Source organism: Mobilicoccus caccae, from assembly GCF_030161635.1.
GTDB classification, from domain to species: Bacteria; Actinomycetota; Actinomycetes; order Actinomycetales; family Dermatophilaceae; genus Mobilicoccus; species Mobilicoccus caccae.
The window spans coordinates 1,075,890-1,102,622 of the sequence record NZ_BSUO01000001.1; the positions used below are offsets into that span (position 1 = coordinate 1,075,890).

Annotated in this window: 24 protein-coding genes, 3 tRNA genes and 2 pseudogenes; 18 read left to right on the plus strand and 11 right to left on the minus strand. The window is 70.6% G+C overall.

The features are described 5' to 3' along the window. Positions 1-23 precede the first annotated feature (23 nt). Together QQK49_RS05290 and QQK49_RS05295 are read left to right on the plus strand one after the other, a co-directional pair. A complete protein-coding gene (locus tag QQK49_RS05290; protein WP_284303036.1) occupies positions 24-932 on the plus strand; it encodes an RDD family protein in 909 nt (302 codons plus the stop codon). Positions 933-1,026: 94 nt separating this feature from the next. Continuing rightward, on the plus strand, positions 1,027-2,277 hold the full coding sequence (locus tag QQK49_RS05295) for an acetyl-CoA hydrolase/transferase family protein (protein WP_348536095.1): 1,251 nt from the start codon (positions 1,027-1,029) through the stop codon (positions 2,275-2,277). Positions 2,278-2,309: 32 nt separating this feature from the next. On the opposite strand, the gene QQK49_RS05300 is transcribed toward QQK49_RS05295, so the two are convergent. Together QQK49_RS05300 and QQK49_RS05305 are read right to left on the minus strand one after the other, a co-directional pair. Next, positions 2,310-2,927: an isochorismatase family protein gene (locus tag QQK49_RS05300; RefSeq protein ID WP_284303037.1), complete on the minus strand. Its 618-nt coding sequence runs from the start codon at positions 2,925-2,927 to the stop codon at positions 2,310-2,312. Further along, complete coding sequence (locus QQK49_RS05305; RefSeq protein WP_284303038.1) at positions 2,924-4,246, minus strand: nicotinate phosphoribosyltransferase; 1,323 nt, start codon at positions 4,244-4,246, stop codon at positions 2,924-2,926. The genes QQK49_RS05300 and QQK49_RS05305 overlap by 4 nt, the downstream gene beginning before the upstream one ends. 22 nt (positions 4,247-4,268) lie before the next feature. Between QQK49_RS05305 and clpS the strand changes: the two genes are divergently transcribed. The 9 genes and pseudogenes from clpS (at position 4,269) to rdgB (ending at position 11,265) form a co-directional block, all read left to right on the plus strand. Continuing rightward, a complete protein-coding gene (gene clpS / locus QQK49_RS05310) occupies positions 4,269-4,562 on the plus strand; it encodes an ATP-dependent Clp protease adapter ClpS (RefSeq protein ID WP_284303039.1) in 294 nt (97 codons plus the stop codon). 1 nt (position 4,563) lies between these two features. Beyond that, positions 4,564-5,217 carry a DUF2017 family protein gene (locus QQK49_RS05315; protein ID WP_284303040.1) on the plus strand — a complete coding sequence of 218 codons (654 nt, stop codon included), beginning with the start codon at positions 4,564-4,566 and terminating at the stop codon, positions 5,215-5,217. A gap of 165 nt (positions 5,218-5,382) precedes the next feature. Beyond that, positions 5,383-6,264: a basic amino acid ABC transporter substrate-binding protein gene (locus QQK49_RS05320; protein WP_284303041.1), complete on the plus strand. Its 882-nt coding sequence runs from the start codon at positions 5,383-5,385 to the stop codon at positions 6,262-6,264. 88 nt (positions 6,265-6,352) lie between these two features. Then, positions 6,353-7,186: an amino acid ABC transporter permease gene (locus QQK49_RS05325; protein WP_284303042.1), complete on the plus strand. Its 834-nt coding sequence runs from the start codon at positions 6,353-6,355 to the stop codon at positions 7,184-7,186. Between the two features lie 2 nt (positions 7,187-7,188). Continuing rightward, complete coding sequence (locus QQK49_RS05330; RefSeq protein WP_284303043.1) at positions 7,189-8,103, plus strand: amino acid ABC transporter ATP-binding protein; 915 nt, start codon at positions 7,189-7,191, stop codon at positions 8,101-8,103. A 69-nt stretch (positions 8,104-8,172) separates the two neighbouring features. Continuing rightward, positions 8,173-8,980: pseudogene (gene murI / locus QQK49_RS05335) on the plus strand (glutamate racemase). Beyond that, positions 8,977-9,744 (plus strand): MBL fold metallo-hydrolase, encoded by a 768-nt coding sequence (locus QQK49_RS05340; protein ID WP_284303044.1) that lies wholly within the window; start codon positions 8,977-8,979, stop codon positions 9,742-9,744. Before murI ends, QQK49_RS05340 begins: the two are co-directional and overlap by 4 nt. Positions 9,745-9,898: 154 nt before the next feature. Beyond that, positions 9,899-10,657, plus strand: coding sequence for a ribonuclease PH (gene rph / locus QQK49_RS05345; protein ID WP_284303045.1), 759 nt, complete (start codon positions 9,899-9,901; stop codon positions 10,655-10,657). After that, complete coding sequence (gene rdgB, locus QQK49_RS05350; RefSeq protein WP_284303046.1) at positions 10,654-11,265, plus strand: RdgB/HAM1 family non-canonical purine NTP pyrophosphatase; 612 nt, start codon at positions 10,654-10,656, stop codon at positions 11,263-11,265. Before rph ends, rdgB begins: the two co-directional genes overlap by 4 nt. A 64-nt stretch (positions 11,266-11,329) precedes the next feature. Here the strand turns inward: rdgB and QQK49_RS05355 are convergent. Together QQK49_RS05355 and bcp are read right to left on the minus strand one after the other, a co-directional pair. Then, positions 11,330-11,411 (minus strand) — tRNA-Leu (locus QQK49_RS05355). A gap of 52 nt (positions 11,412-11,463) precedes the next feature. Continuing rightward, the gene (gene bcp, locus QQK49_RS05360) at positions 11,464-11,940 is read right to left on the minus strand and encodes a thioredoxin-dependent thiol peroxidase (protein ID WP_284303047.1); all 477 of its coding nucleotides are present in this window, start codon (positions 11,938-11,940) and stop codon (positions 11,464-11,466) included. Positions 11,941-12,125: 185 nt separating this feature from the next. Between bcp and QQK49_RS05365 the strand changes: the two genes are divergently transcribed. Next, the gene (locus QQK49_RS05365) at positions 12,126-12,392 is read left to right on the plus strand and encodes a DUF3618 domain-containing protein (RefSeq protein WP_284303048.1); all 267 of its coding nucleotides are present in this window, start codon (positions 12,126-12,128) and stop codon (positions 12,390-12,392) included. A gap of 91 nt (positions 12,393-12,483) precedes the next feature. On the opposite strand, the gene QQK49_RS05370 is transcribed toward QQK49_RS05365, so the two are convergent. Further along, the gene (locus tag QQK49_RS05370; protein ID WP_284303049.1) at positions 12,484-13,668 is read right to left on the minus strand and encodes a glycine C-acetyltransferase; all 1,185 of its coding nucleotides are present in this window, start codon (positions 13,666-13,668) and stop codon (positions 12,484-12,486) included. A 38-nt stretch (positions 13,669-13,706) separates the two neighbouring features. Continuing rightward, positions 13,707-14,753, minus strand: a complete 1,047-nt coding sequence (tdh, locus tag QQK49_RS05375) for an L-threonine 3-dehydrogenase (RefSeq protein WP_284303050.1) — start codon at positions 14,751-14,753, stop codon at positions 13,707-13,709. Positions 14,754-14,905: 152 nt separating this feature from the next. Between tdh and QQK49_RS05380 the strand changes: the two genes are divergently transcribed. Beyond that, a tRNA-Lys gene (locus tag QQK49_RS05380) sits at positions 14,906-14,981 on the plus strand. A 545-nt stretch (positions 14,982-15,526) separates the two neighbouring features. Continuing rightward, positions 15,527-15,865, plus strand: coding sequence for a hypothetical protein (locus tag QQK49_RS05385; protein WP_284303051.1), 339 nt, complete (start codon positions 15,527-15,529; stop codon positions 15,863-15,865). A 100-nt stretch (positions 15,866-15,965) separates the two neighbouring features. On the opposite strand, the gene QQK49_RS05390 is transcribed toward QQK49_RS05385, so the two are convergent. The 3 genes from QQK49_RS05390 to orn all read right to left on the minus strand — a co-directional run bounded on the left by QQK49_RS05390 (position 15,966) and on the right by orn (position 17,582). Further along, a complete protein-coding gene (locus QQK49_RS05390) occupies positions 15,966-16,559 on the minus strand; it encodes a copper resistance CopC family protein (protein ID WP_284303052.1) in 594 nt (197 codons plus the stop codon). 141 nt (positions 16,560-16,700) lie between these two features. Continuing rightward, a tRNA-His gene (locus QQK49_RS05395) sits at positions 16,701-16,776 on the minus strand. 167 nt (positions 16,777-16,943) lie between these two features. Then, on the minus strand, positions 16,944-17,582 hold the full coding sequence (gene orn, locus QQK49_RS05400; protein ID WP_431310510.1) for an oligoribonuclease: 639 nt from the start codon (positions 17,580-17,582) through the stop codon (positions 16,944-16,946). A 183-nt stretch (positions 17,583-17,765) separates the two neighbouring features. On the opposite strand from orn, the gene QQK49_RS05405 reads away from it, so the two are divergent. The 4 genes and pseudogenes from QQK49_RS05405 (at position 17,766) to QQK49_RS05420 (ending at position 24,261) form a co-directional block, all read left to right on the plus strand. Next, on the plus strand, positions 17,766-18,155 hold the full coding sequence (locus tag QQK49_RS05405) for a PrsW family intramembrane metalloprotease (protein WP_284303054.1): 390 nt from the start codon (positions 17,766-17,768) through the stop codon (positions 18,153-18,155). Continuing rightward, positions 18,110-18,916 (plus strand): PrsW family intramembrane metalloprotease, encoded by an 807-nt coding sequence (locus QQK49_RS05410; RefSeq protein ID WP_284303055.1) that lies wholly within the window; start codon positions 18,110-18,112, stop codon positions 18,914-18,916. Before QQK49_RS05405 ends, QQK49_RS05410 begins: the two co-directional genes overlap by 46 nt. 101 nt (positions 18,917-19,017) lie before the next feature. Beyond that, positions 19,018-22,913: pseudogene (locus tag QQK49_RS05415) on the plus strand (Pls/PosA family non-ribosomal peptide synthetase). Beyond that, a complete protein-coding gene (locus tag QQK49_RS05420; protein WP_284303056.1) occupies positions 22,906-24,261 on the plus strand; it encodes a M1 family metallopeptidase in 1,356 nt (451 codons plus the stop codon). The pseudogene QQK49_RS05415 and the gene QQK49_RS05420 overlap by 8 nt, the downstream one beginning before the upstream one ends. A gap of 51 nt (positions 24,262-24,312) precedes the next feature. Here the strand turns inward: QQK49_RS05420 and QQK49_RS05425 are convergent, their stop codons facing one another. Together QQK49_RS05425 and phaZ are read right to left on the minus strand one after the other, a co-directional pair. Beyond that, positions 24,313-25,077, minus strand: a complete 765-nt coding sequence (locus QQK49_RS05425; protein WP_284303057.1) for a 4'-phosphopantetheinyl transferase family protein — start codon at positions 25,075-25,077, stop codon at positions 24,313-24,315. A gap of 135 nt (positions 25,078-25,212) precedes the next feature. Then, on the minus strand, positions 25,213-26,580 hold the full coding sequence (gene phaZ / locus QQK49_RS05430) for a polyhydroxyalkanoate depolymerase (RefSeq protein ID WP_284303058.1): 1,368 nt from the start codon (positions 26,578-26,580) through the stop codon (positions 25,213-25,215). Positions 26,581-26,733 lie beyond the last annotated feature (153 nt).

Consider the following 26,733-nt stretch of genomic DNA (forward strand, 5'->3'; position numbering starts at 1 on the left):
GGCTCGTCTGAGAGACTGCGCTCATGGACGATCGCCCTTCCGGTTGGTACGACGACCCTGACGAGCCGAGCCGCCTGCGCTACTGGGACGGTCAGTCGTGGACCGAGCGCACCCACGAGAAGGCGCCCATGCCGGCACCGCAGGCCGCACGCCAGCCGGTGACGCGACTCCGCCCCTCCCGCGAGGACCGCGACCGCGACGGCTCCGACGACACGAACGAGCGCCCGCGCGGTGACCACGCGGGCGCGCACGACGGCACGTCCTCGCGGCAGCCGTTGACTCCCACCGAGAGCCCGCGGCCGTGGTCCACGGGTGAGAGTCGTGATGCCCGGAGTCGTTCGGCGGGCAGGCACAGCGGAACCGCGCCCTCCGGCAGAGGCCCTCAGGACGGCGTCGTCGCCGACGTCCCCCGCGCCGGCTACGGGCGGCGCGTGCTGGGCTTCCTCATCGACCTGCTCGTGGTCTTCGTGCTCTACTTCGTCCTGCTGCTCGTCACGATCCCCTTCCTCGGCGACACGTTGACGATCGCGCAGGCGTACTCCGAGAGCGTCATCCAGGCGGTGAGCGCAGGGCAGCAGCCGCCGCAACCGCCCGCCAACGTCACCGCGCTCTCGGCCACACTCACGCTCATCTTCGCGGGCATGCTCGTCCTCTACGACCTCGTGCTCCTACGCCAGTTCGGTTCCACGCTGGGCGGATTGGCCACGGGAGTCCGGGTGCGTGACGCCGATGCCACGGCCACCCCGACGCCGGGTCGGCTGCTGCTGCGGTCGGTGCTCAAGTACGCCCTGTTCGTGCTCAATGCCTCGACGGCCACGGCACTCATCGGGTACGTGTTCACGATCGTCAACTACACGTGGCCGCTCGCGGACCGTGACCGCAAGACGCTGCACGACAAGTGGACCCGCACCGAAACCGTCCGCCGACGCTGACCGTCCGCGCGGGCGCCCCGGGTCAGTCGGACAGGAGGCGAGCCTTCCCCGCGAAATGCCCGCGCCGATCGCGTGGATCGGTCACAGTGTCAGGGTGAGGAAGATCAGCAACGACGCTCTTGTTTCCGTCCTGCGCCGCGCCCTGCAGGTCACCGACGAACCCCGCGTGGTCCTCTCGGGCAACCACGCCGTCCCGTGGCCGGCACTGGCCCTGGTCGACACGGCGTTCGAGCGCTACCGCCTGCACTGCCTGAACGCCCCCAAGGGCATCCCCGATCGTGAGGGTGTCGTCTACGAGAGTGCGTTCGTCGGAGGCGGGATGCGCCGCCACCCGCGCCTGCTGTACTTCCCGGCGCGGTTGTCCCAGGTGCCGGTGCTGCTGGGCCGGCACATCCCCGCCGACGTGGTCGTCGCCCACACCTCGACGCCGGTCGACGGCAAGGTGTCGCTCGGGTGCGAGGTCAACGTCATGCCCGCGGCGATCGAGGCGTGCAAGGCCCGCGGCGGCATCGTCGTCGCGCAGATGAACACGAAGATGCCCTACACCTACGGCGACGGTGAGTACGACCTCGACGTGTTCGACGCGGTCATCGAGGTCGACGAGCCCATCGCACACACGGGCGCGCAGGCGCAGATCGACGGTGCCCGGGCCGAGAGTGCCGCCACCATCGGCCGCCTGGTCGCCAATCGCATCGAGAACGGCGCGACGCTGCAGCTCGGCATCGGCGAGATCCCCGACGCGACCTTGAGGGAACTGCTCGACAAGCGTGATCTGGGGATCTGGAGCGAGATGATCTCCGACGGCGTCCTCTCCCTCACCGAGGCCGGGGCGCTCGACCGCGACCGGCTCCTCACGTGCTCGTTCATGTTCGGGCGACCCGAACTCTTCGAGTGGGCCCACCTCAACCCCCAGTTGCGGGTCCTGCGCACCGAGACGGTGAACTCGGTGGCCAACATCTCGCGCAACCCGGGAATGACGAGCATCAACACGGCGCTGCAGGTCGATCTGTTCGACCAGGCCAACGCCTCGCGCATCAACGCGCGCATCCATTCGGGCTTCGGCGGGCAGACCGACTTCACCGTCGGCGCCATCCATGCTCCCGGTGGTCAGGCGATCATGGCGCTGCGCTCATGGCACCCCAAGGCCGACGTGTCGACGATCGTGCCGTTGCTCGACGAGCCGGTCACCTCGTTCCAGCACTCCTGCGTGGTCACCGAGAACGGCATCGCCGAACTCATCGGGCACGACGACGACTCCCAGGCCCGCAACCTCATCGAGCAGGCGGCTCACCCGTCGGTGCGTGAGGAGCTGTGGGAGGAGGCCCACCACCTCGGGCTCGCCTGAGGATCGGTGGCCCGGCGGGGCGGCGCGAACGCTCAGACGCCCCGTGGGCTCCCGAACAGTTCGACGCCGCTCTCACGGAGGGTGGCCAGCGCCCGGGTGGTCGTCTCGGGCGCGACCCCGGCGGTGAGGTCGAGCAGCACCCGGGTGCGGAACCCCTCGCGTGCCGCGTCGAGGGCGGTGGCGCGCACGCAGTGGTCGGTGGCGATGCCGACGACGTCGACCTCGGTGACGCCGACCTCCCGCAACCACTGCGCCAGTCCCAGGCCGGCGCCCTCGCCCTCGCGAGCCTCGGTCGCCTCGGTGGTTCCCTCGAATCCGCTGTAGGCGGCGGAGTACTCGCCCTTGCGGAAGACCGCCTCAGCGACCTCCAGGGCCGGCGCGACGTCGGGGTGGAAGTCGGCGCCTGGGGTGCCGACGCGGCAGTGTGGGGGCCAGGAGTCGACGTAGTCGGGGTCGTCGGAGAAGTGGTCGCCGGGGTCGATGTGCCAGTCGGCGGTGGCGACCACGGTGGCGTAGTCGCCGGCGTGGTGGGTCAGGTGCTCGGCGATGGCGGCGGCGACGTCCTTGCCGCCGGTCACGCCGAGCGCGCCGCCCTCGCAGAAGTCGTTCTGGACGTCGACGACGATCAGGGCGCGGACCTCGCTGCTCACCGCGGGTCTCCGATCACGAGGGTGGGGTCGGGGTGCTCGTCGACGAAGAGGGTGGGGATGACCGGTTCGCCCTTGGACAGACGCTGGGACTTGCCGGGCAGTTGGGCGAGTCGGCTGCGGTGGCGTTCGCGGGCCACCTCCACCGATTCGGCGCCGACGATCTCGCCGTCGCGGACGAGCTCGACGAGCAGATCGAGGTCCTGGTCGCTGCCGGGGGCCTCGCCGACCCCGATGAGTTCGGCCGTCGCGCGGCCGTTCGCGTCGATGCGGCGGCGGGCGCACTTGCGGCCGCCGACGCTCGCCTTGTTCTTGCTGGCCTTGGCCACGTTGACGAGCGCGCCCGAGTCGTCGGCGCGGGCGACGAGCTTGTAGACCAGGCCCGCCGTCGGGGCACCGGATCCGGTGACCAGCGACGTGCCGACCCCGTAGGTGTCGACCGGCGCGGCCGCCAGGGCGGCGATCGCGTACTCGTCGAGGTCGGAGGTCACGACGATGCGGGTGGAGGTGGCGCCGAGGGCGTCGAGCTGGGCCCGCACCTCGTGGGCCTGGGCGACGAGGTCGCCGGAGTCGAGGCGCACGGCCCCGAGGCCGATGCCCGCGATGCGCACCGCGCGTTCGACCGCCTCGGCGACGTCGTACGTGTCGACCAGCAGGGTCGTGCCCTTGCCGAGGCTGGAGACCTGCGCCTCGAACGCGGCGTCCTCGCTGTCGTGCAGGAGGGTGAAGGAGTGGGCGCTGGTGCCGGCCGAGGGGATGCCGTAGCGGCGGGCCGCCTCGAGGTTGCTCGTGGTGGCGAATCCGGCGATGTACGCCGCGCGCGCGGCCGCGGCCGCGGCCCACTCGTGGGTGCGCCGCGATCCCATCTCGATACACGGACGTCCGCCGGCGGCCAGCGTCATGCGTGACGCGGCACCGGCCACCGCGCAGTCGTGGTTGTAGATCGAGAGGGCGAGGGTCTCGAGGATGACGGCCTCGATGAAGGTGCCCTCGACGATGAGCAGCGGGGAGCCGGGGAAGTACACATCGCCCTCGGCGTAGCCGAAGATCGACCCGGAGAACCGGTAGTCGCGCAGGTAGTCCAGCGTCGTGTCGTCGACCACGTTCTGGGCGGCGAGGAAGTCGATCTCGGCGGGTCCGAACGTGAAATCGGCGAGGGCGTCGAGGAATCGGCCGGTGCCCGTGACGACGCCGTAGCGGCGCCCCTCGGGCAGTCGGCGTCCGAAGAGCTCGAAGACGCTGCGTCGCGAGGCCGTGCCCGCGTGCAGCGCGGCCTGGGCCATCGTGAGCTCGTAGTGGTCGGTCAGCAGAGCGGTACTCACGCGAGCAGCATATGGTGAAGGGGTGTCTGTCAGTCCTGTCGAACCCGATGTCCGGGAGGACGATCAGCTCGACGAGCTCGTCGACCCGGGCTGGATCACGCTGGTCTGGAACGACCCGGTCAATCTCATGTCGTACGTCACGTACGTGTTCCAGGCCTACTTCGGGTACTCCCGCGAGAAGGCCGAGCTGCTCATGCTCGACGTGCATCACCGGGGCAGGGCCGTCGTGGCCCACGGTCCGCGTGAGGTGATGGAGCGCAACGTCGCGGCCCTGCACGAGTACGGCCTGTGGGCCACGTTCCAGAAGGACGAATGAGTTGACACACGGATTCCACCGCTCGCGCAAGGGCATCGTCGCCGATCTGGGGGACCCGGAGCGCGAGGTGCTCCTCAGCCTCCTGCAGCAGACGTTGTCCCTGCTGGAGTCCTACGGCGGACCCGTGAACGACGCCGGTGGCTCCGGGCAGGAGGAGGACGGCGACTCCTTCGAGGCGATGATGCGTCGCGCGGGGTTCCCCGAGTCCACCGACACCTCCGGCGAGCGGGCGACGGGGTCGGAGGCCGGGGCGGAGTTCGACGATCCCGGCAGCACCGACCCGGCGCTGCGACGGCTGCTGCCCGACGGGCACCGTGACGATCCGGAGGCGGCGGCGGAGTTCCGCCGGCTCACCGGAACCTCGGTGCGCGACCGCAAGATCGGCCACGTGCGGCGCGCGGCGACCCTCGTCGCCTCGGCCCACGGCGGGCGTTTCCGGCTCCAGGAGGAGGAGGCCGTCAGCCTCCTCATCGCGATGACCGACGTCCGACTCGTGCTGGCCGACCGGCTCGGGCTCGACGACGACGAGGCCGCGGAGTCGCTGTCGGATCAGGTCATGCAGATGGACCCCGACGACCCACGGTTCGCCCTCGCACTGGGGTATGAGTTCCTCACCTGGTTGCAGGAGACACTCGCGGTCGCGCTGACCCCCTGAGGGCGGCGGACGGCTCGGGAGGACCGGTCACCGCACGATCCGGTCGCTTCGGCGCGCGTTGACCGGATCGTGACCTGGAGGTGGATGCGTCCGGGGCGTGTCGGTGTGATCGTGGGCCCACCCATGCCCGCGCCCTCGCGGGCGCGTCCTGCAAGGAGATCCACCGTGACCCGATCCGTCTTCTCACATGGCCGCCTCGCTGCGGCGGTAGCCGCAGCCGCTCTCGTCCTCGCCGGGTGCGGTGGTGGTGGTGGTCAGGGCGATGCTCAGCCGGCCGCGACGAGCGGCAGCGCGGTCTCCGTGGTCAACGCGGGCAAGCTCACGCTGTGCACCCACCTGGAATACCGGCCGTTCGAGTTCCGTGACGAATCCGGCAAGCTCGTCGGCTTCGACATCGACATCGCGAACATGGTGGCCCAGGGGATGGGTCTCGCGGCCGAGGCCGAGGTCGTCGACGTGCCGTTCGAGCAGATCACCTCCGGCGCGGCGATGGCCGCCGGTCGATGCGACATCGGTATTGCGGGCATGACCATCACCCCCGAGCGCGCGAACGCGATCCTCTTCTCCGATCCGTACTTCGACGCTTCCCAGGCGCTCATCGTCAAGCAGGGCTCGGGCGTCACGAACCTCGCCCAGCTCAAGGGCCGCAAGCTCGGCGTGCAGACCGACACCACCGGGCAGATCTACGCCCAGGACAACGCCGAGGCCAACGGCTACGAGATCGTCGTCTTCGAGGACCTGCCCACGAGCGTCAACGCCGTGAAGTCGGGCCGGGTCGACGCTGCCATCAACGACAACGGCGTGCTGTTCGACTTCGCCAAGCAGAACCCCGACACCGAGGTCGTGGCCGAGTTCAACACCGGTGAGCACTACGGCATCGGGGTCCGCAAGGACACCGGCCAGGCACTCGTCGCGGAGGTCAACAAGGTGCTCACCGCCGCCCGTGAGGACGGTCGTTACGACGAGAGCTACAAGAGGTGGTTCGGTGATCTGCCCCAGACCGGGGTCGAGCCCGCCCCCGGCATGACGGGGGCGCCGACCGGCTGATCGTCCTCTTGTCCTCCTGACTCGGTGCCGCGCTCTCACCCGGGCGCGGCACCGCGTCGATCCCACGAACCCCCACAAGGGAGCACCCGTGACCTCCACCTCGGTACCAACGCGCTCGGCCCGCGCCAAGAAGCGCGGGTCCCCTCGACAGCGGGCCCGGCGGATCCGCCTTCTGCAGTATCTGATCCTCGCCGCGGTCATCCTCGCCGCGGTGCTGCTCGCCGACTGGAAGCAGGTCGGTGAGGTCTTCTTCCGGCCCGATCTGCTCCAGCGGACCATCACCCAGGGGCTGCCACGGGCGTTCACCAACACGCTGATCTACACCTTCGGCTCGTTCGTCGTGGGGCTGATCCTCGGCACGATGCTCGCCCTCATGCGGCTCTCCCAGGTGGCGGCCTACCGTGTCATCGCCACGGTCTACATCGAGTTCTTCCGTGGTGTGCCCGCGCTGATCGTCTTCCTCGCCTTCGGCATGCTGCCGCTGGCCTTCCCGGGTCTGACGATCCCCCTGGACCCCTACGGCACCGTGTGGGCCGCCCTGGGCCTCGTCAGCGCCGCCTACCTCGCCGAGACGATCCGCGCCGGCATCCAGGCCGTGCCCAAGGGGCAGGTCGAGGCAGCCCGGTCGTTGGGCATGAGTCCCGGGCAGTCGATGCGCAAGGTCGTGCTGCCGCAGGCGTTCCGCATCATCCTGCCGCCGCTGACGAACGAGTTCATCCTCATCACCAAGGACAGCTCGCTGGTGTACGTCATCGGCCTGTCGATGACCGCCTACGAACTCACCAAGTACGGTCGCGACCTGTCGAACTCGAACGCCAACCTCACCCCGCTCGTCGTGGCGGGCCTGATGTACCTGCTCATCACCCTGCCGCTCGCCTACGCGGTCCGCCGGCTCGAGGCCCACAACGCGAGAGGACGCTGACGATGTCGCACCCCGCCACCACGACGCCCGAGGACACCCGATCGAACCGGGACGTCGTCGTCGTTGCAGACCTGCACAAGTCGTTCGGCGACGTGGAGGTCCTCAAGGGCATCGACCTGAGCATCCATCGCGGCGAGGTCGTCTGTGTCATCGGCCCGTCGGGGTCGGGCAAGTCGACCCTGCTCCGCTGCGTCAACCTGCTGGAACAGCCGACCGGTGGCGCCGTCTTCTTCGACGGTGAGGACATCACCGACGTCGACTACGACATCGACGAGGCTCGCAGCCGGCTGGGCATGGTCTTCCAGCAGTTCAACCTGTTCCCGCATCTCACGGCGTTGGGCAACTGCATGCTCGCCCAGATGAACGTGCTGGGCCGGTCCAAGGCGGAGGCCCGGGAGGTCGCCCAGCGCAACCTCGAGCGCGTCGGCCTGGGGGAGCGCGGGGACGCCCACCCCTCCCAGCTCTCCGGTGGCCAGCAGCAGCGCGTGGCGATCGCGCGGGCGTTGTCGATGGACCCCGAACTCATGCTCTTCGACGAGCCGACCTCGGCGCTGGACCCCGAACTCGTCGGCGACGTGCTGTCGGTCATGCGCTCCCTGGCGGACGAGGGGATGACGATGATGGTCGTCACCCACGAGATGGCCTTCGCGCGCGACGTCGCCGACCGGGTGATCTTCATGGACGGCGGGGTCATCGTCGAGGAGGGGCATCCCGACCAGGTGATCGGCGACCCCACGGAGGAGCGCACCCGCTCGTTCCTGCAGCGCGTACTCGACCCCACCCACGTGGACCCGGGCGCCGAGGATCGCAAGTACGCCGAGCGGCACCGCACGAACTCCGCCGGGATCACGCCTGCGGAAATCGGCCGGGTCGGGCCGGTCGGCGGACGGGGCGCGGGCACGGATCCCGTGAGCTGACCTGCGGTTCGGTGACCCTCGCAACGGGTGTCACACTCCTCCCGCAGGCCGAGCGCCTATCCTGCGAACGTGCAGCAGGACTCGCCGATCGGCATCTTCGACTCCGGGTACGGGGGCTCACGGTGGCTCGCGCCGTGTTGGACCAGCTCCCCGACGAACCCGTCGCCTACCTCGGCGACACGGCCCGGGCGCCCTACGGTCCCAGGCCCATCGCGGAGACGCGCCGGTACGCGCTGGAGTGTCTGGACTCCCTGGTCGACAGCGGCGTCAAGGCGCTGGTCATCGCGTGCAACACGGCCAGCGCGGCGATGTTGCACGATGCCCGTGAGCGCTACGACGTGCCGGTCATCGAGGTGATCCGGCCGGCCGTGCGTCGGGCCGCGGCCGCCACCCGCAACGAACTCGTCGGCGTGATCTCCACGACGGGCACCCACCGCAGCCGCGCGTACGTCGACGCATTCGCCGCCGCACCTCGCGTCACGGTCATCAGCCGCCCGTGTCCGCGGTTCGTGGAGTTCGTCGAGGCCGGGGTCACCGGTGGGGACGAGCTGCTCGGGGTGGCGCGGGAGTACCTCGAGCCGATGCAGACGGCCGGGGTCGACACCCTGATCCTGGGGTGCACGCATTATCCGCTGCTCACGGGGGTCATCAGCTACGTCATGGGCGATCTGGTCACGCTCGTCTCCTCCGCGGAGGAGACGGCCAAGGACGTCTACCGGGTGCTCGCCGACCACGGGGCGTTGCGCCCGCAGGGGCGCCCGCGCCGGTCCACCAGTTCCGGACGACGGGGGACCCGGCCGAGTTCGCCCGCCTCGCTCGGCGGTTCCTCGGCCCGGAGGTCGGGCATCTCAACCTCGAGCAGGGAGCACTGGCGTGAGGGTCACCGTGATCGGATGCTCGGGGTCGATGCCCGGGCCCGCCTCCCCGGCGTCGTGCTATCTCGTGCAGACCGAATCGCAGGGGCGCACGTGGAGCATCGCGCTCGACCTGGGCAACGGCTCGACCGGTCCGCTGCGGGCTTTCATCGACCCGATCGACCTCGACGCGGTCGTGCTCTCCCACCTGCACCCGGACCACTGTCTCGACGTGTGCAGCCTCTACGTGGCCCTCAACTACACCCCGGGCCGCAGCCGGGACTCGCGGATGCCGCTGTACGCCCCCGCCGGCGCACCGGACCGCCTGGCCCGCGCGTACGGGGTGGAGCAGCCCGAATCGCTGGAGTCCCACTACGAGTTCGCCACCCTCGTGTCGCGCGAGGCGTTCACCGTCGGTCCGTTCACGATCACCCCCGTGCCGGTGTTCCACCCGGTCGAGGCGTACGGGTTGCGCGTCGAGGCCGGCGGGGTCGTGCTCGCCTACACCGGCGACACCGACCTGTGCCCCGAACTCACCGAGCTCTGCGCCGACGCCGACCTCGTGCTCGCGGACTGTGCGTTCGTCGACGGCCGCGACGAGGCGAGCGGGGTGCACATGAGCGGGTCCAAGGCCGCCCGCGCCGCGCTCGACGCCGGTGCCAGGCGCCTCATGCTCACCCACATCCCGGCGTGGAACGACCCGGAGGTCTGCCGCGCCCAGGCCGCCGCCCTCTGGCCGGGCGAGGTCGAGATCGCCGAACCCCTGGCCACCTACCGTCTGCCCTGACGCGACAGCCGACGACACGCCCGCGCACAGCGGCTCGAGGGGTGAAGTGCACGCTCCGGCCGTGGCTGGCGGGCGTGTCGTCGGCTCAGGTGCGCACGGTGCCCCTCCTTCGCCCGCCAGGTGGCGCCGCGTCGGCGAGGCTTAGGCTGCCACCATGTCTGACGCCACACCTCGGCACGACGGCCGGGCCATCGACCAACTCCGCGACGTCCGCATCACCCGCAACTGGCTCGACCACGCCGAAGGCAGCGTGCTCGTCGAGTTCGGACGCACCCGCGTGCTGTGTGCCGCCTCGTTCACCGCGGGTGTGCCGCGGTGGCGCAAGGGCAGCGGCCTCGGGTGGGTCACCGCCGAGTACGCGATGCTGCCGCGCTCGACCAACACCCGCAGCGACCGTGAGTCCGTCAAGGGCAAGATCGGCGGGCGTACCCACGAGATCTCCCGCCTGGTCGGTCGCAGCCTGCGGTCGGTGGTCGACATGGGCCAGTTGGGCGAGAACACGATCGTGCTCGACTGCGACGTGCTGCAGGCCGACGGCGGCACCCGTACGGCCGCGATCACCGGCGCGTACGTCGCCCTCGTCGACGCCATCGAGACGGGCCGGGCGGCCGGGCACGTCGCGAAGAAGGCCTCGCCGCTCACGGGATCGGTGGCGGCCGTGAGCGTGGGTGTCGTCGGTGGAAGGGCGGTGCTGGACCTCGATTACGTGGAGGACGTCGACGCCGATACGGACATGAACGTCGTCATGACCGGCGACGGCCGGTTCGTGGAGGTGCAGGGCACCGCCGAGGGCGAGCCGTTTGACCGCCGGTTGCTCGACGGGCTGCTCGACCTCGCGACCGAAGGATGTGCGGACCTCACTCGGATGCAGCATCTGGCTCTCGAGGATTCGGAGCGTGAGGTGGCCCGATGACCGAACGGATCGTGTTGGCCACGCGCAACCCGGGCAAGGTCGTCGAGCTCCGCGAGATCCTGCGCGGGGTGCTCGAGCGTCTGGGGTGTGAACTCCTGGGCATGGATGCGTTCCCCGACGTCGAGGACGTCGTCGAGACCGGCGTGAGTTTCGAGGAGAACGCCCTGCTCAAGGCACGGGCGGCCGCGCAGGCGACGGGGCTCCCCGCGTTGGCGGACGACTCCGGGCTCGCCGTGGACGTCCTCGGCGGCGCGCCGGGGGTGTTCAGCGCGCGGTGGGCGGGCCGGCACGGCGACGACCAGGCGAACCTCGACCTCCTGCTCGCGCAGATCGCCGACGTACCCGAGCAGCATCGGGGCGCCGCCTTCGTCTGCTGCGCGGCGCTCACCCTGCCCGACGGGCGCACCGTGACCCGGGAGGGCCGGTTCGAGGGAACGCTCGTGCGCTCCCCGCGGGGCACCAACGGCTTCGGCTACGACCCGATCCTCCAGGTGGCCGGTGACACGCGCACGGCCGCCGAACTGCCTCCGCCGGAGAAGAACGCGATCTCCCACCGCGGCAAGGCCTTCGCGGCACTGGCCGAGGTCCTGCCCGATCACCTCGGCTGAACCAGCGCCGCTCGAACGTCGACAGGTCGAACCGCCTCCACGTGGAGGCGGTTCGACCTTGTCGTGCGGAAGAAGGGACTCGAACCCTCACGCCCTGGGGCACAGGAACCTAAATCCTGCGTGTCTACCAATTCCACCACTCCCGCGCACCGGCCAGGGTAACCGCTGCGGCGGGGTCGCGAGCCGCGCTCGCCGACGTCAGGCGGGCAGGTCGACGCCCAGGGTCTTGGCCAGGGAGGCCACGTGGCCCTTGGCGCGGACGTTGTACTTGGCCAGCTCGATCTTGCCCTCCTCGTCGATGACGAACGTCGAGCGGATGACCCCGGTGACCTTCTTGCCGTACATCGTCTTCTCGCCGAAGGCGCCGTAGGCGGTCATGACCTCCTTGTCGGGGTCCGACAGGAGCGGGAACGTCAGGGCTTCCTTCTCGACGAAGCGCGCGAGCTTCTCCGGTGAGTCGGGGGAGAGGCCGTACACCGCGTAGCCGGCGTCGGTGAAGGGATCGAGGCCGTCGCGGAAGTCGCCGGCCTGCGTCGTGCACCCCGGCGTCATCGCGGCGGGGTAGACGTAGAGGATGGTCTTGCGGCCACGCAGGTCGGACAGGGACACGCTCTGCCCCTCGTGCGTCTGCAGCGTGAACTCGGGGGCGGACTCGCCTGGTTCCAGTCGGGACACGGTTCTGGCCTCCTGCTCGATTCGTTCACGGACGCGACCGATCCTGCGGCACGCGTCACCTCGTGGGGCGCACGGGTCGGGGGTAGGTTATCGTCGCCTCGGACCAGCATGCGGTCCGGGGACCGGCCGTCACCAGGGCGTCCGGCCAATCGGATCCACGAGCCACCGCCGAGAAGGAGCCGTCGATGAGCGCCAAGGACAACCGGTCACTCGACGAGATCGAAATGGACATCGCCCGTAACCGGGACAGCCTCGCCGCCACCATCGACGAGCTGGCCTTCCGGGTCAAGCCCGCCAACGTCGCCAAGCGGCAGACCGCCGAGGCCAAGTCGGCCCTGTACGCGGCCACCCACGGCCCCGACGGCAGCCTGCGTTACGACGTCGTCGGCGCGGCCGCGGGGGTGGCGATCCTGCTCGTCACCGTCGCGATCGTGCGTCGCGTGCGCCGCTGACACGCGGTCGATCTCGCGCTACACCGAACAGCGCCCCTCCCACCGATCCGGTGGGAGGGGCGCTGTCGTGTTCGGCGCAGTCCGGGCCGTCTCAGCCCACGTGGTCCCGGGCCTCCGTGAACGCGGTGACGCAGGCGCGGACGTCGTCCTCGCTGTGGGCGGCGGAGAGTTGGACGCGGATGCGGGCCTTGCCCTGGGGCACCACGGGGTAGGAGAACGCGATGACGTAGATGCCGCGGTTCAGCATCTCGTCGGCGATCGTGGCGGCCTGGCGGGCGCCGTCCTCACCGGGGAACATGACCGGGGTGATCGGGTGCGATCCGGGCAGGAGCTCGAAGCCGGCCTCGGTCATGAGCGTGCGGAACAGCTCGGTGTTGCGCTTGAGGGCCTCGCGCTTCTCGCCGCCGCCGAGGGCGAGTTCGATGGCCTTGAGCGACCCGGCGGCGACGGTCGGCGCCACCGCGTTCGAGAACAGGTAGGGCCGTGAGCGCTGCCGCAGCAGGGCCACGACGTCGGCCTTGCCCGCCACGTACCCGCCGGAGGCGCCACCGAGGGCCTTGCCCAGGGTTCCGGTGAGCAGGTCGACCCGGTCGAGGACCCCGCAGAACTCGTGGGTTCCCCGGCCGTTGTCGCCGACGAACCCGACGGCGTGGCTGTCGTCGACCAGCACGAGGGCGTCGTACTTCTCGGCCAGGTCGCAGATGCCCTCCAGCGGCGCGTAGTAGCCGTCCATGGAGAACACGCCGTCGGTGACCACGACCTTGCGCCGCGCCCCGGAGGCGGCCTCGAGCTGCGCCTCCAGATCGGCGAGGTCGGCGTTCTTGTACCTGTACCGGGCGGCCTTGGACAGGCGCACGCCGTCGATGATCGAGGCGTGGTTGAGCTCGTCGGAGATGATCGCGTCCTCGGCGCCGAACAACACCTCGAACACGCCGCCGTTGGCGTCGAAGCAGGAGGAGTAGAGGATCGCGTCCTCCGTTCCCACCAGCTCGGCGATGCGCGCCTCCAGGCGCTTGTGCAGCTCCTGTGTGCCGCAGATGAAGCGGACGCTGGCCATGCCGAAGCCCCACTCGTCCAGGGCAGCGCGGGCGGCGGCGACGACCTCGGGGTCGTCGGCCAGGCCGAGGTAGTTGTTGGCGCAGAAGTTCAGCGCCTCACCGGAGGCGGTGCGCACGTGCGCCGACTGCGGTGAGAGGAGCTCACGCTCGTTCTTGAACAGACCCGCGTCACGGATCTCCTCCAGCGTGGCGGCGATCGAGGAATCGAAGGCGGTCATCGAATCTCCTTGTCGAAGTAGGGATCGCGTGAGGCAGGTCAGAGCACGCCGGCGATGTCGAGGACCACCTTGCCGCACTCACCGGAGCGGGCCGCCTCGAAGGCGCGTGGCCACTCCTCCAGCGGCACCGTGTGGGTGATGACCGAGCCGACGGTCTGTCGCAGCAGCTCGCTGGTGTGCATCATGGCGCTGGCCGCGTACCAGGTCTCGAACATCTCGCGCCCGTACACGCCCCGGATCGTGAGCATGTGCGTGATGACGCGCCCGAAGTCGATCGCGAAGGCCTCCTTGGGCAGCCCGAGCAGGGCGATGCGTCCGCCGTGGTTCATGTTCTCGATGGTCTCGCGCAACGCGGCCGGGTTGCCGGACATCTCCAGTGCCACGTCGAAGCCCTCCGTCATGCCGAGGGTCGTCTGCGCCTCGTGGATGCGGGTGTTCGCGACGTTGACGACCATGTCGGCGCCGGCGCGGCGGGCGAGGTCGAGCCGGTAGTCGGACACGTCGGTGACGACGATGTAGCGCGCCCCGGCGTGGCGGGCGATCGCGGCACCCATGACCCCGATGGGGCCGGCGCCGGTGATGAGCACGTCCTCGCCGACCAGCGGGAACATCAAGGCCGTGTGGGTGGCGTTGCCCAGGGGGTCGAAGACGGCACCGACCTCGGGACGCATGTCGTCGGGCTGCACCCACACGTTGGTATCGGGGACGATGACGTACTCCGCGAACGCGCCGTCCCGGTTGACGCCGACGCTGTCGACCGCGATGCACATCTGGCGGCGACCGGCGCGGCAGTTGCGGCACATGCCGCACACGACGTGACCCTCGCCCGAGGCCTTCTGACCCACGGAGCACGAGGTGACGTCGGCGCCGACCTCGACGATCTCGCCGAAGAACTCGTGCCCGATGACCATGGGCGGATGGACCTGGCCCGCGGCCCAGTCGTCCCACTGCTCCAGGTGGAGGTCGGTGCCGCACAGTCCGGCCGCGAGGACCTTGATCTTGACATCGCTCGGGCCGCACTCCGGTTCGGCGCGGTCGATGAGTTCCAGGCCGGGGCCTGCATGGGTCTTGGCGAGAGCCCGCATGTTCGTCTCCTTACACAGGTGTGGTCCTACGCTAGGACTCCCGACACCTCAGGCGCACGAGAACCGCGAAAGGTGGCCGCGCGTGTCAGCAGGCCGCTGACCAGCGGATTTCATGCTTGGCGTCCTCGTCGGGTAATGTTCTTCTTCGTTGCGCGCCATTAGCTCAATTGGCAGAGCAGCTGACTCTTAATCAGCGGGTTCGGGGTTCGAGTCCCTGATGGCGCACCACCGAAGGGCCCTGGAGACAGGGCCCTTTTTCATGCCCGGAATCGGGCGCTGCGACGACGTCTCACGGGGCCGGTCGCGCGCCCAGCCCACACTCATGCCGCGCGGACCCCACGGCGTGTCGCGCTCAGGCCTCCGGTTGAGTGTTCCGGGCCTGCATTCCACGATCCGGACGCTTGGGGCGATCGGTCGGACGGCTGACCTGAACGAGTGCTCAGGGAATCGCCGTGAAGGGGGTCATCGCACGGACCGTGGTGTCGTGCACGGGGATTCGCAGCCCGTCTAAGAGATACATCAGCCGGGATCCCTCTAGGAGATTTCTCGCCGCGCGGAGAGGGCCGATTCGGTCGAATCATGTTGGTGCTGTAGCGAATCCATCCATTCCAGCGCCCCCTTTGACCGAATCGGCGACGAAATAGGCCCGATCGTGATCAGCGAGCGTCCAGGACACCTGTCGTAGAGTCGCCATGCGCCTACCGGGGGAACCGCGACCGAGCACGACCGCGGTCGGCGGGCGCAGCACGCACACTTTCGGACGAGGGGGAAGCTTGGACATCACGACCGACGTCACCACGCACGAAGGAAACATCGACCAGCGGAACATGTCCGCCGGCGAGCGTTTCGACCTGGCCTGCGTACTCCGCGATGCGTGGTGGGACTGCCACGGAGCCTTCGTGAGCGAGGTGGTCGACGTCACTGAGATCGGGCTGCGACCCGCGTCGCTGTTCGCGCTGGCGCAGGACCTTCAGGAGGCCGGCTACCCGGCCCACGCCGGAGCCGTGCGCGCGGCGGCCATGCCGACGCGGCCCAGGACGGACACCGTCGACCGCGCGTCGAACTGGCGTGTTCGCGCACACAGCGCCGCGGCCGCGGCGGTCGAGCGCTGACCGGACGACGACCCTGCGCGTGCGGACCGTGCGCACGTACCACGCACATCACGAGCGCCCCGAGCCGATCCGGCCGGGGCGCTTCGTCATGCTCGCGTGATCACCGCCGACGGCGGCCCATGAGGACGATGGCCACGCCGACGCCGACCACCAGGAGGGCGGCGAAGCCGGTGAGGACGTACATCCACAGCGTCGAGGCGCTCTCGTCCTGGCCTGCGGGGGTCTGGGCGGGGGCCGAGGGGGTCGCGGCGGGGGCCGGGGCCTGTGAGGTCGCTGCGGCGTCTGTGGCGGAGGAAGTGTCGCCGGTCGGTGCGGCGCCGGCGACGGTGAACCGGATCTCGCCGGCCACCGGGTGGCCGTCGGCGCTGACCACGCGGTACCTGACCTGGACGGCTCCCTGCCGCACCTCCGGGGGCACAGGAACGGTGACGCGCGGCCCCGAGACCTCCGCCGTGACCGGCCGCGCCACGTCCTGCTCGTCGGCGACGATCGCCTGGGCGAAGTTGGGGTCGACGTCCTCGTTGAACGTGAGGGTCACACTGCTCGGCATCGACCCCAGGCTCGCGCCGTCGTCGGGGTCGGAGGAGATGAGCTCGGAGTGTGCCAGGGCCGCCGTCGCGCCGCCGAGCAGCAGGACCAGGGCGGCCAGCGCGGAGATCAGAGGGACGGTGATCGAAGCTCGTTGTCGTGGCACGCAGCCCATCGTGGCACGGGCGGATGGATCGGCTCGGGGAGGCCCCAGGGGGCGCCGGACGGGGTGGACGTGCCTGGGGTAGGTGCCCGGGCGGGCACACGAAGAAGGCCCCTGACCTCGCAGGTCAGGGGCCCTCTTTCGTGGGGTGAGTGACGGGACTTGAACCCGCGGCCACCTGGACCACAACCAGGTGCTCTACCAGCTGAGCTACACCCACCATGCGAAGCGTTCGGAACGGGCGACCCCTCGAGGCCGTCTGCTCGTCGGCAGCGCGGCGACCATCGTACCTGCTTTCCGGAGTGCTCGTGACCACGGGGTCGCGGGCCTGCGGTGACGCACGGAGCCGGCGGGTCCGGTCGCCGACGGCCCGCCTGCTCCGCGCCCTCAGAGGTCGGCGCGGAGTGCGGCGTGCCGGGCGCCGAGCTCCTTGGCGGTCGCGGAATCGGGGCCGGGCAGGGGCACGAACACGGCCTCCCGGTAGTAGCGGAGCTCGGCGATGCTGTCCTTGATGTCGGCCAGGGCGCGGTGACCGCCGTGCTTGGCGGGAGCGTGGTGGAACACCCGGGGGTACCAGCGGCGGGCGAGTTCCTTGATCGAGGACACGTCGATGTTGCGGTAGTGCAGGTGCCCCTCGAGCTCGGGCATGTCGCGCACGAGGAAGGTGCGGTCGGTGCCGACGGTGTTGCCACCGAGCGGCGACTTGCGGGGCGTGGGGGCGTGTTCGCGCACGTAGTCCAGGACCGTGGCCTGGGCCTCCTCCATCGTCAGCCCGTCCTCGAGGACCGCGAGCAGGCCGCTCTCGGTGTGCATGGTGCGGACGAAGTCGCCCATCTGCTCCAGCGCCTGCGGCTCGGGGCGGATGACGACCTCGATCCCCTCACCCAGGGGCTGCAACTCGTAGTCGGTGACGAGCGCGGCCACCTCGATGAGGGCGTCCCGTTCGAGATCGAGTCCGGTCATCTCGCAGTCGATCCAGACGATGCGTTCGTGGGCGGAGCTTGAGCTTTTCGACACGGTGGCCACTCTAAGCTGCGCCTTCGTCGGTCGCCGGAGATAGGGAGGTCCGGAACGCTCGCGACCACCCGCGCCGGGAGGGTCGATCCGGTCGAACTCGGGAGTGGCGACGTCCGCCCCCGCCCGCATGCGGACGTGGTGTCGCATAGGCTGCGCGCGCCGCACTTCGCGCACCGCAGGAGGTCGCCCCGCATGTCCATGACGACGCCGATGCCTCACGGCTACGTGCCCGGCGCCGGTCCCCGCAACGCGACGCACCGGCCGCTGCTGCGCCGGTGGTTGGTCGCCGGCGGCCTGCTGCTGCTGTTCCTCATCGGGGGAGCGGTGCTCGCGGCCGCTCTCGGGATGACGCTGGGGGCCCAGGTGGCGATCCTCGCGGCGTTGATCGCGGTGATCCCGCTGGCCGTGGTGGTGCCGGCGTTCCTCTGGCTCGACCGGCACGAGGCCGAGCCGCCGAGTTCGCTGGTCGTGGCGTTCGCCTGGGGCGCGCTCGTGGCGACGTCGATCTCCTCGTCATCAACACCCTCGCGGCGTCCGTGGCGGCCGGACTGGGCGTCGACCCGCAGTTCTTCGCGGCGGTGATGGTCGCCCCGGTCGTCGAGGAGATCGCCAAGGGCGTCGGCATCCTCGTGATCTGGGCGATGCGCCGCCGCGAGTTCGACGGGGTGCTCGACGGCATCGTCTACGCGGGCATCATCGCCGCCGGGTTCGCCTTCGGCGAGAACATCCTCTACCTCGGGCAGGCCATGCTCGAGGGCGGAGCCGTGGGCCTGGCCGTCACGTTCGTGCTGCGGGGCATCGTCTCGCCCTTCGCCCATCCGCTCTTCACGCTGTGGACCGGCGTCGGCATCGGGATGCTCGTGACGGGCAGGTCGCCGCTGCGCTTCTTCGCGCCGCTGCTCGGTCTGGTGCTCGCGATGGTGCTGCACGCGATGTGGAACGGCGGGACGGCCCTGGGTTTCGAGGGCTGGGTCGGTGCCTACCTGTTCGTGCACGTGCCCGTGTTCCTCGCCACCATCGCCTTCGCCGTGTGGAGCCGGCGCCGGGAGGACCGCACGGCGGGGGCGAACCTGCGTCACTATGAGCGGCTCGGGGTGTTCCACCCGGCGGAGATCTCGATGCTGTCGGACTCGCGCCTGCGTCGCGCGGCCCGGGATCGGGCGGCCCAGGTGGGAGGGCGCCAGGCCAAGGCGGCCATGCGCGACTTCCAGGACGACGCCATCGAGCTCGCCTACCTGCGGGGACGCTCGCTGCGTGGCCACGCCGGCCCGGACGTCGTGGCCGAGGAACACCGGCTCGTCGACTCCGTCGTGCGTGCGCGCGCGGCGTTGACCGCTCGTTAACCTGGAAGAGGTCGGTCGGTCCCCGCTCGCGAGACTGGGGCGCCGTACCGTTCCACGGACGGGGCGCGCAGCCCCGACGACGAGCGCGAAAGGGTTGTCGAATGCCTGGAACCGTCGCGTCCACCGCCTTGCGCCGTGGACACCTGGCGCCGCCGGCCCGGACGCTGCTCGACATCCTGGGTGAGGTCGTCGAGCGTTTCGGCGAGGAGCACGCGATCGTCACCGACGGCGGCCGCCTGACGTACCGCGAGATGTGGGACGCCGCAGGGGAGATCGCCGACCGTCTTCACGAGGCGGGTGTGCGCACGGGCGACCGGGTGGGCATCCGGATGACGACCGGGCGCCCCGATCTGCACGTCGGGATCGTGGGCATCCTGCGCGCCGGTGCCGCCTACGTGCCGGTCGACGCCGACGACCCGCAGGAGCGTGCCGATCTCGTGTTCGGCGAGGCGAAGGTCACCGCGGTGCTCACCGACGAGGGCGTCCAGGGCCGTCCGGGGGAGCACGCCCCCGTCGCCGAGATCCGCCCGCTCGAGCTCACCGACGACGCCTGGATCATCTTCACCTCCGGGTCGACCGGAACCCCCAAGGGCGTGGCCGTCTCCCACCGCAGCGCCGCGGCGTTCGTCGACGCCGAGGCCCGCCTGTTCCTCCAGGACGCGCCGCTCGGCCCCGGGGACCGCGTGCTCGCCGGCCTGTCGGTGGCGTTCGACGCCTCCTGTGAGGAGATGTGGCTGGCCTGGCGCCACGGGGCCACCCTCGTCCCGGCGCCCCGGTCGCTGGTCAAGTCCGGCGTCGACCTGGCCCCCTGGCTGGAGCGACGCGGCATCACCGTCGTCTCGACCGTGCCGACGCTGGCCTCCCTGTGGCCCGAGGAGAGCCTCGCGGGGGTGCGCCTGCTCATCTTCGGCGGGGAGGGACTGCCCGCCGAACTCGCTGCCCGCCTCAGCTCGCCCGAGCGTGAGGTGTGGAACACCTACGGCCCCACCGAGGCCACCGTCGTCGCCTGCGCGGCGCTGATGACCGGCGAGGAGCCCGTGCGCATCGGGCTGCCGCTGGACGGGTGGGATCTGGCCGTGGTCGACGCCGACGGCATCGAGGTCGAGGACGGGCAGACCGGTGAGCTGGTCATCGGCGGTGTCGGCCTGGCGCGCTACCTGGACCCCGAGAAGGACGCCGCCACGTACGCACCGATGCTCGGCTGGGATCGCGCCTACCGCAGCGGCGACCTCGTCGTCCGCGACGAGGACGGCATCATCTTCGCCGGACGGGCCGACGACCAGGTCAAGGTCGGTGGTCGGCGCATCGAGCTCGGTGAGATCGACGCCGCGCTGGCGGCCCTGCCGAACGTGGCGATGGGGGCGGTCGCCGTCCGCGAACCCGCCCCGGGTGTCAAGGTCCTCGTCGGCTACCTCCTGCCCGAGGACCCCGAGGCCTACGGCGAGGAACAGGTGGCGGACGCGCGGGCACGACTGGAGGAGTCACTCCCGGCGGCGATGGTGCCGCGACTGCACGTCGTCGACACGATGCCCACGAGGACCTCGGGCAAGGTCGATCGCGACGCCCTGCCCTGGCCGATCGACGGTGACGCGCCGGCGGGGTCGGGCAGCGAGGGGCTGACGGGCACGGCCGCCTGGCTCGCCGAGCAGTGGCGGGCCGTCCTCGGCGTCGACCCCGGCGCCGACGACGACTTCTTCACCCTCGGTGGCAGCAGCCTGGCGGCGGCCCGACTCGTCTCCCTGCTGCGGGCGCACCACCCGCGCGTCACCGTCGCCGACCTCTACGACCACCCCCGACTGACGGCCCAGGCCGCCCTGCTCGACCACCACCGGGGGACACTGCGCATCGAGGGCCGCGACGACGAACCCCGGCCGATCCCCAAGCGGGTCCCGGCGTCGGCGCAGGCCGTGCAACTCGCGATCGACGTGCTCATGGCCGGCATCCGCGGAAGCCGGTGGCTGGTGCTCGTGTCGGCCATCTCGACCGTCCTGCACCTGGCCGGCTGGGTCGCGCTGCCCCAGGCGCACTGGGCCTTCCTTGTCGTGGGCTTGCTCATCGGGTGGACCCCCATCGGGCAGCTCGGTCTCTCGGTCCTCGTCTGCCGGCTGGTCCTGCGCGACCTGGAGCCCGGGACCTACCCACGCGCCGGCAGCGTGCACCTGCGGGTCTGGGGCTGTGAGAAGTTCGCCGACAGCATCGGGGCCACGTCCCTGATGAGCGCCCCCTGGATGCTCAACTACGCGCGGTGGCTCGGGGGCAAGATCGGCCGCGGCGTCGACATGCACGCGATGCCGCCGGTGACCGGCATGCTCACCCTCGGCGGTGGCGCGGCGATCGAGCCCGAGGTCGACCTCTCCGGCCACTGGGTCGAGGGAGACACCTTCCACGTCGGACACATCCGCATCGCCTCGCACGCCTCGATCGGCGCGCGCAGCATGCTCCTTCCGGGTTCCTCGGTCGGCAAGGGCGCCGTGGTGTCGGCCGGCTCCGCGGTCCACGGTGAGGTGCCGGCGGGGCAGGTCTGGGCGGGCTCTCCCGCCTCCCCGACCTCGGCGCGCAAGGTCGCCGGTGAATGGCCGGAGCATCGACCCGCGCGGGCCCGGTGGTGGGTCGGCCTGTACGCCGCATCGGGATTCGCGCTGGCGTTCCTCCCGATCATCGGGTTCCTGCCCGCCATCTGGCTGCTCCTGCAGCCGGTGGGCCGGGTCGAGGTCCTCAGCCAGGCGCTGCTGCCGACCCTCGCATTGACCCCGCTCGCGACCGTCCTGGGCATGGTCGGCTTCGCGATCGTCGTGCTCGTCGTGGTGCGGCTCTGCTCGATCGGCGTGATCGAGGGCCATCACGCGGTGCGCAGTCGCGTGGGGTGGCAGATCTGGGTCACCGAGCGCGTGCTCGACCTCGCCCGCACCATCCTCTTCCCGATCTACGCGAGTCAGCTCACCCCCTGGTGGCTGCGCGCCCTGGGCGCCCGCGTCGGCCACGGCGTCGAGGCCTCCACCGTGCTCCTGCTGCCCTGCATGACCAAGATCGGCGACGGCGCGTTCCTCGCCGACGACACGCTGGTCGCCTCCTACGACCTGCGGGGCGGGTGGATGCGCGTCGGCCGCGCCCGCGTGGGCAAGCGCGCCTTCCTCGGCAATTCGGGGATGACCGCCGCCGGCCGCAAGGTCCCCAAGGACGGACTCGTGGCCGTGCTCTCCGCGGCGCCGCGTCGGTCCAAGGCCGGGAGTTCGTGGCTGGGCAGCCCGCCGGTCAAACTGCGTCGCGTGGCCACCGAGACCTTCGACGACGCGCGCACGTTCTCACCCTCCCCCGGCTCCGGTTCTTCCGCGGTGTCATCGAGTGCTGCCGGGTCGTCCCCGTCATGGTCAACCTCGCGCTCGCCGTGCTGGTGGTCTTCACGCTGCTCGGCCTCGGCAAGATGTCGCTCCCGCTCGCGGTGCTGCTCAGCGGGTTCGTCCTCATCGGCGCCGGCGCCCTGGCCGCCACGATCACGTCCCTGGCCAAGTGGGTCCTCATCGGCCGGATCACCGTGTCGGAGCATCCGCTGTGGAGCCGGTTCGTGTGGCTCAACGAGCTGTCCGACACCTTCGTCGAGATGCTCGCCGGGCCGTGGTTCGCCTGGTCCGCCACCGGATCCCCGGCCCTGTCGGTGTGGTTGCGCAGTCTCGGGGCGCGCATCGGGCATGGCGTGTGGTGCGAGTCGTACTGGCTGCCCGAGGCCGACCTGGTGCGTCTGGCCGACGGCGCCACCGTGGGTCGCGGGTGCGTGGTGCAGACGCACCTCTTCCACGACCGGGTCATGAGCCTGGACGAGGTCACGCTCGGCGCGGGCGCCACGCTCGGGCCGAACAGCGTCGTCCTGCCCGCCGCCCACATCGACCGCGGGGCCTCCGTCGGCCCGGCGTCGCTCGTCCTGCGCGGGGAGAGCGTTCCCGAGGGGTCCCGTTGGGTCGGTAACCCCATCGCGCCGTGGGATGCTGAGCGTGATGCCTGAACGCGACTACGTCAAGAAGCAGGGGAGCCCCCTCTACGACGTCACCCACTACGACCTCGACCTCGACTACACGGTTCGCACCAATCGCCTGGTGGCCACCGCCCGCATCGACGTGACGTTGATCGAGCCGGCCAAGGAGTTGGAGTTCGACCTCGTCGGGCTCGTCGTCGGCGACGTGCGCGTCGACGGCGTCTCCGTCAAGGGCGTCAAGCGCCGGGGCGACAAGCTCGTCGTCCCGCTGCGGGGCGAGGGCGGCGCGCGCCGTCGCCTCCAGGTCGTCATCGAGTACGGCGGCACCCCGCAGCCGCGTCGTGGGCCGTGGGGCGAGGTGGGTTTCGAGGAGTTGACCGACGGGGCGCTCGTGGCCGCCCAGCCGGACGGCGCGCCGACGTGGTTCCCGTGCAACGACCGGCCTTCGGCGCGGGCGACCTACCGCATCTCGGTGACCACGGAGGCCGCCTACACCGTCGTCGGCAACGGCGAACTCATCTCGCGGACCCGCTCGGCCAGTCGCGCCACCAGCGTCTTCGACAACGCCACCCCGACGGCCACCTACCTCGCGAACATCCAGATCGGGCGGTACTCCGAGACGACGCCGGCGGGCTCGCGAGGTGGGGTCCCGCAGTCGATCTACCTGCCGGATCGGCTGCGCCGCAAGGTGGCTCACGACTTCGGTCGCCAGCCCGAGATGATGCGGCTGTTCGTCGGGTTGTTCGGGCCGTACCCGTTCTCGCGGTACGACGTGGTCGTCACCGACGACGCCCTGGAGATCCCGCTGGAGGCGCAGGCGCTGTCGATCTTCGGCAGCAACCACGCCGACGGCAAACGCACGAGCGAGCGGCTCGTCGCCCACGAACTCGCGCACCAGTGGTTCGGCAACGCGGTCGGTCTGGCCCGGTGGCGCGACATCTGGCTCAACGAGGGATTCGCCTGCTACGCGGAGTGGCTGTGGTGGGATCACATCGGTGAGTCGACCGCGCAGGAGTCCGCGGCCCGCGCCTACGACGTCCTGGCCGGTGAGCCCAAGGACATCCGCATCTCCGACCCCGGCCCCGACCTCATGTTCGACGACCGGGTCTACAAGCGCGGCGCCCTGGCGCTGCACGCGCTGCGGATCGCGATCGGCGACGAGGCCTTCTTCGACCTGGTGCGCGGGTGGGTGGCCGGGCACCTCGACACCGTGGTGACGACCGACGACTTCCGCCGGCACCTGTCGGTGGTCGAGCCCGGACTCGACGGCGTGCTGAGCCCGTGGATCGACGAGCGGGCCCTGCCCAAGCTGCCCGGAGGCCGGCACCCGGAGGCCGAGCACCGCGGGCTCGTGGCACGTCTCCTCCCGGGGCGATGACCCGAGTCCTCTCGCCGGTCGCCGCCGCCGCGTAGGTGGGGCGAGTCGGCGTCAGAGGGGTGAGGGCGCCACGTCGGCGACCTCGTGCACGTGGACCCGCAGGCGGACGTGCCCGGCGGCCGCGACGGCCGCCTCGTACCGTCCGGGGACCGGCACGTCGGCGAGGGTCACCTGGGGGCGGGCGATCTCGGGATCGGTCCAGTCGAGCAGCACCGGGGGGACGTCCGGGGCGGAGACGCGCAGGTTGAGGGCGTCGACGCGCAGGCCGTGGCCGGTCGCCTTGAGGACGGCCTCCTTGCGCGCCCACCAGGTCGCGCGTGCGGGCGAACGGTCGACGACGTCGAACTCGAGGAGTTCCCTGGCCTCGGCCTGGGTGAGGGCGACCGCCCCGAAGCCCGCGAAATCCGTCTTGTCCCAATGCTCGACGTCGACGCCGACCGGGCCGGCCTCGCGCAGTGCCAGGAGGATCCGGCTGCCGACGTAGGAGAGGTTGACCTGCGGGGTGTCGAGGGCGTTGACCGCGACGAGGTCCGCCGGGTCGACCCCCGGCGTGAGGAGTCGTGGTTTGCCGTGCGGTCCGCCGCAGAGGACGCAGCGCCGGTGGAAGCGTTGCTCCTGCTCGGGGATGCCGGTGTGCCGGGCGAGGACGCGGCGGAGCAGGACGTGGGCGCTGATGTAGCGGTCCCTGTCGCGGTCCAGGTGCAACCGGCTGAGCGTGGTCCGTTCGACCTCGTCGAGGAGGGACTCCAGCCCGGGCTCGTAGGACGGGCGGGTCCAGTACACGTGCACATCGTCCGTGCCGTCCCCGTGGCTCACGTCCTCACCCTAGTCGCACCGTGTGCGCCGCGTGACGTGGGTCACTAGGTGGATGGTGTAGGACGACGATGCGGCGCCGGACATCGCATCCGGCGCCGCATCGCATTCGACTGAGGTCTCGGCCGTCGGCCGGTCTCAGCCCTCGTAGGGCTCGATGGTCATCGTGGGCCGCTGCGGGTCGCTGTAGGTGCGCCCGGCGGCCGCCGCCGTCTCGTGGATCTTGCCCATGATGCGCGGGGCGATCTGACCACGCCAGTGGCCACCGGCGAAGACGCCGTAGTGTCCGGCGCCCTCCTGCTCGTAGAAGCTGACGTCGCTGGAGCCGGTGAACTTCCTCATGAACTCCCGCGTCTGGCCGGGCGCGGAGATGTCGTCGTTGGCGCCCTCGATGCCGATGACGGGGCAGGTGATCGCCTCGGGACGGACCAGGCTGCCGTTGTACACCATGGTCCCGCGGGCCAGTTCCTTCTTGATGAACACGCGGTCGACGGTGTCGGCGTAGAACTCGGCGGTGAGGTCGGTGACGGCGAAGTACTCCCGGTAGAAGCGCTCGATGCGCTCGATCTCGGGGTTGGTGTCGTCGGCGACGTAGTGCCGGTACAGGTCGCGGTGGGAGGAGAAGTGGTTCTCCGGGTTCATCGCGATGAACGACATGAGTTGCACGTATCCGGGGTAGACCGGGCGTCCGTTGGGTGCCCGCGCGATGAACGCCTGCAGGTAGGACGGCAGATGCATGCGGTCGGCCAGATCGGTGACCTCGGTGGGTGCCGCGGCCGGGTCGAGCGGGCCGGCCATGAGGGTGAGGGTGGCGGGCTGCCCGTCCGGCGTCTCCTGCGCGAGGCGGGAGACCGCCATGACGGCCGGGGCCGTGGACTGGCAGATGGAGACGACGTTGGTCTCCGGGCCGAGGTACTCGATGAACTCCACCAGGTAGTCGGCGTAGGTGTCGAGGTCGAACTGGCCGGCCTCGGTCGGGACCGCACGGGCGTTGGCCCAGTCGGTGACGTAGACGTCGGCCTCGGGCAGCAGCCGCTCGACCGTGGGGCGCAGGAGCGTGGCGTAGTGGCCGGACTGCGGCGCGATGAGCAGGACGACCGGGTCGTTGCGGTCGGTGTCGCGCTCGAAGTGGATGAGCTTGCAGAAGGGCTTGTCGATCGTGACCGACTCGCTGACCGCGACGTCCTCGCCGTCGATCTTCGTCGTCGCGAATCCGAACTCCGGCTTGGCGTAGTCACGGCTCAGCTGACGCATGAGGACGGTGTTGGCCTCGAGGACCTTCTCGATGCGCTGGAAGACGTTCTTGAGGACGAAGGGCTCGCCGTACCACTTGGCGACCCCGCGGTAGGCGCGCATCGCGTCCTGCTGGAGTTCGGTGCCGAGCGCCGTCATCTTGACGGTGTGCGACCACAACAGGTGGGAGTGCTCGAGCCAGGGGTTGAACGACCCGTCATACGCGTTCTGCCTCTGCTGCGGCACCGGTCCTGGCTGACTCTTCTGCAACATGCTGTGTTCCTCCATCTGCGATCGTCACGACACCGCCGCGTTGGCTGCCTCGCCTCGATCGCATCCGCTCGGACGTGGGTCGCGATGCACTTGCCTCGACCACGACGATCCCGTCCTAGGACAAGTGTACGCACGTCGCGACCGTGCAACCGC

Coding starts and splice junctions, on each gene's coding strand:
- QQK49_RS05290 (WP_284303036.1), top strand. CDS start 24: ATGGACGATCGCCCTTCCGGTTGGTACGACGACCCTGACGAGCCGAGC.
- QQK49_RS05330 (WP_284303043.1), top strand. CDS start 7,189: ATGTCGCACCCCGCCACCACGACGCCCGAGGACACCCGATCGAACCGG.
- rph (WP_284303045.1), top strand. CDS start 9,899: ATGTCTGACGCCACACCTCGGCACGACGGCCGGGCCATCGACCAACTC.
- rdgB (WP_284303046.1), top strand. CDS start 10,654: ATGACCGAACGGATCGTGTTGGCCACGCGCAACCCGGGCAAGGTCGTC.
- QQK49_RS05365 (WP_284303048.1), top strand. CDS start 12,126: ATGAGCGCCAAGGACAACCGGTCACTCGACGAGATCGAAATGGACATC.
- QQK49_RS05370 (WP_284303049.1), bottom strand. CDS start 13,668: ATGACCGCCTTCGATTCCTCGATCGCCGCCACGCTGGAGGAGATCCGT.
- tdh (WP_284303050.1), bottom strand. CDS start 14,753: ATGCGGGCTCTCGCCAAGACCCATGCAGGCCCCGGCCTGGAACTCATC.
- QQK49_RS05405 (WP_284303054.1), top strand. CDS start 17,766: ATGTCCATGACGACGCCGATGCCTCACGGCTACGTGCCCGGCGCCGGT.
- QQK49_RS05420 (WP_284303056.1), top strand. CDS start 22,906: ATGCCTGAACGCGACTACGTCAAGAAGCAGGGGAGCCCCCTCTACGAC.
- phaZ (WP_284303058.1), bottom strand. CDS start 26,580: ATGTTGCAGAAGAGTCAGCCAGGACCGGTGCCGCAGCAGAGGCAGAAC.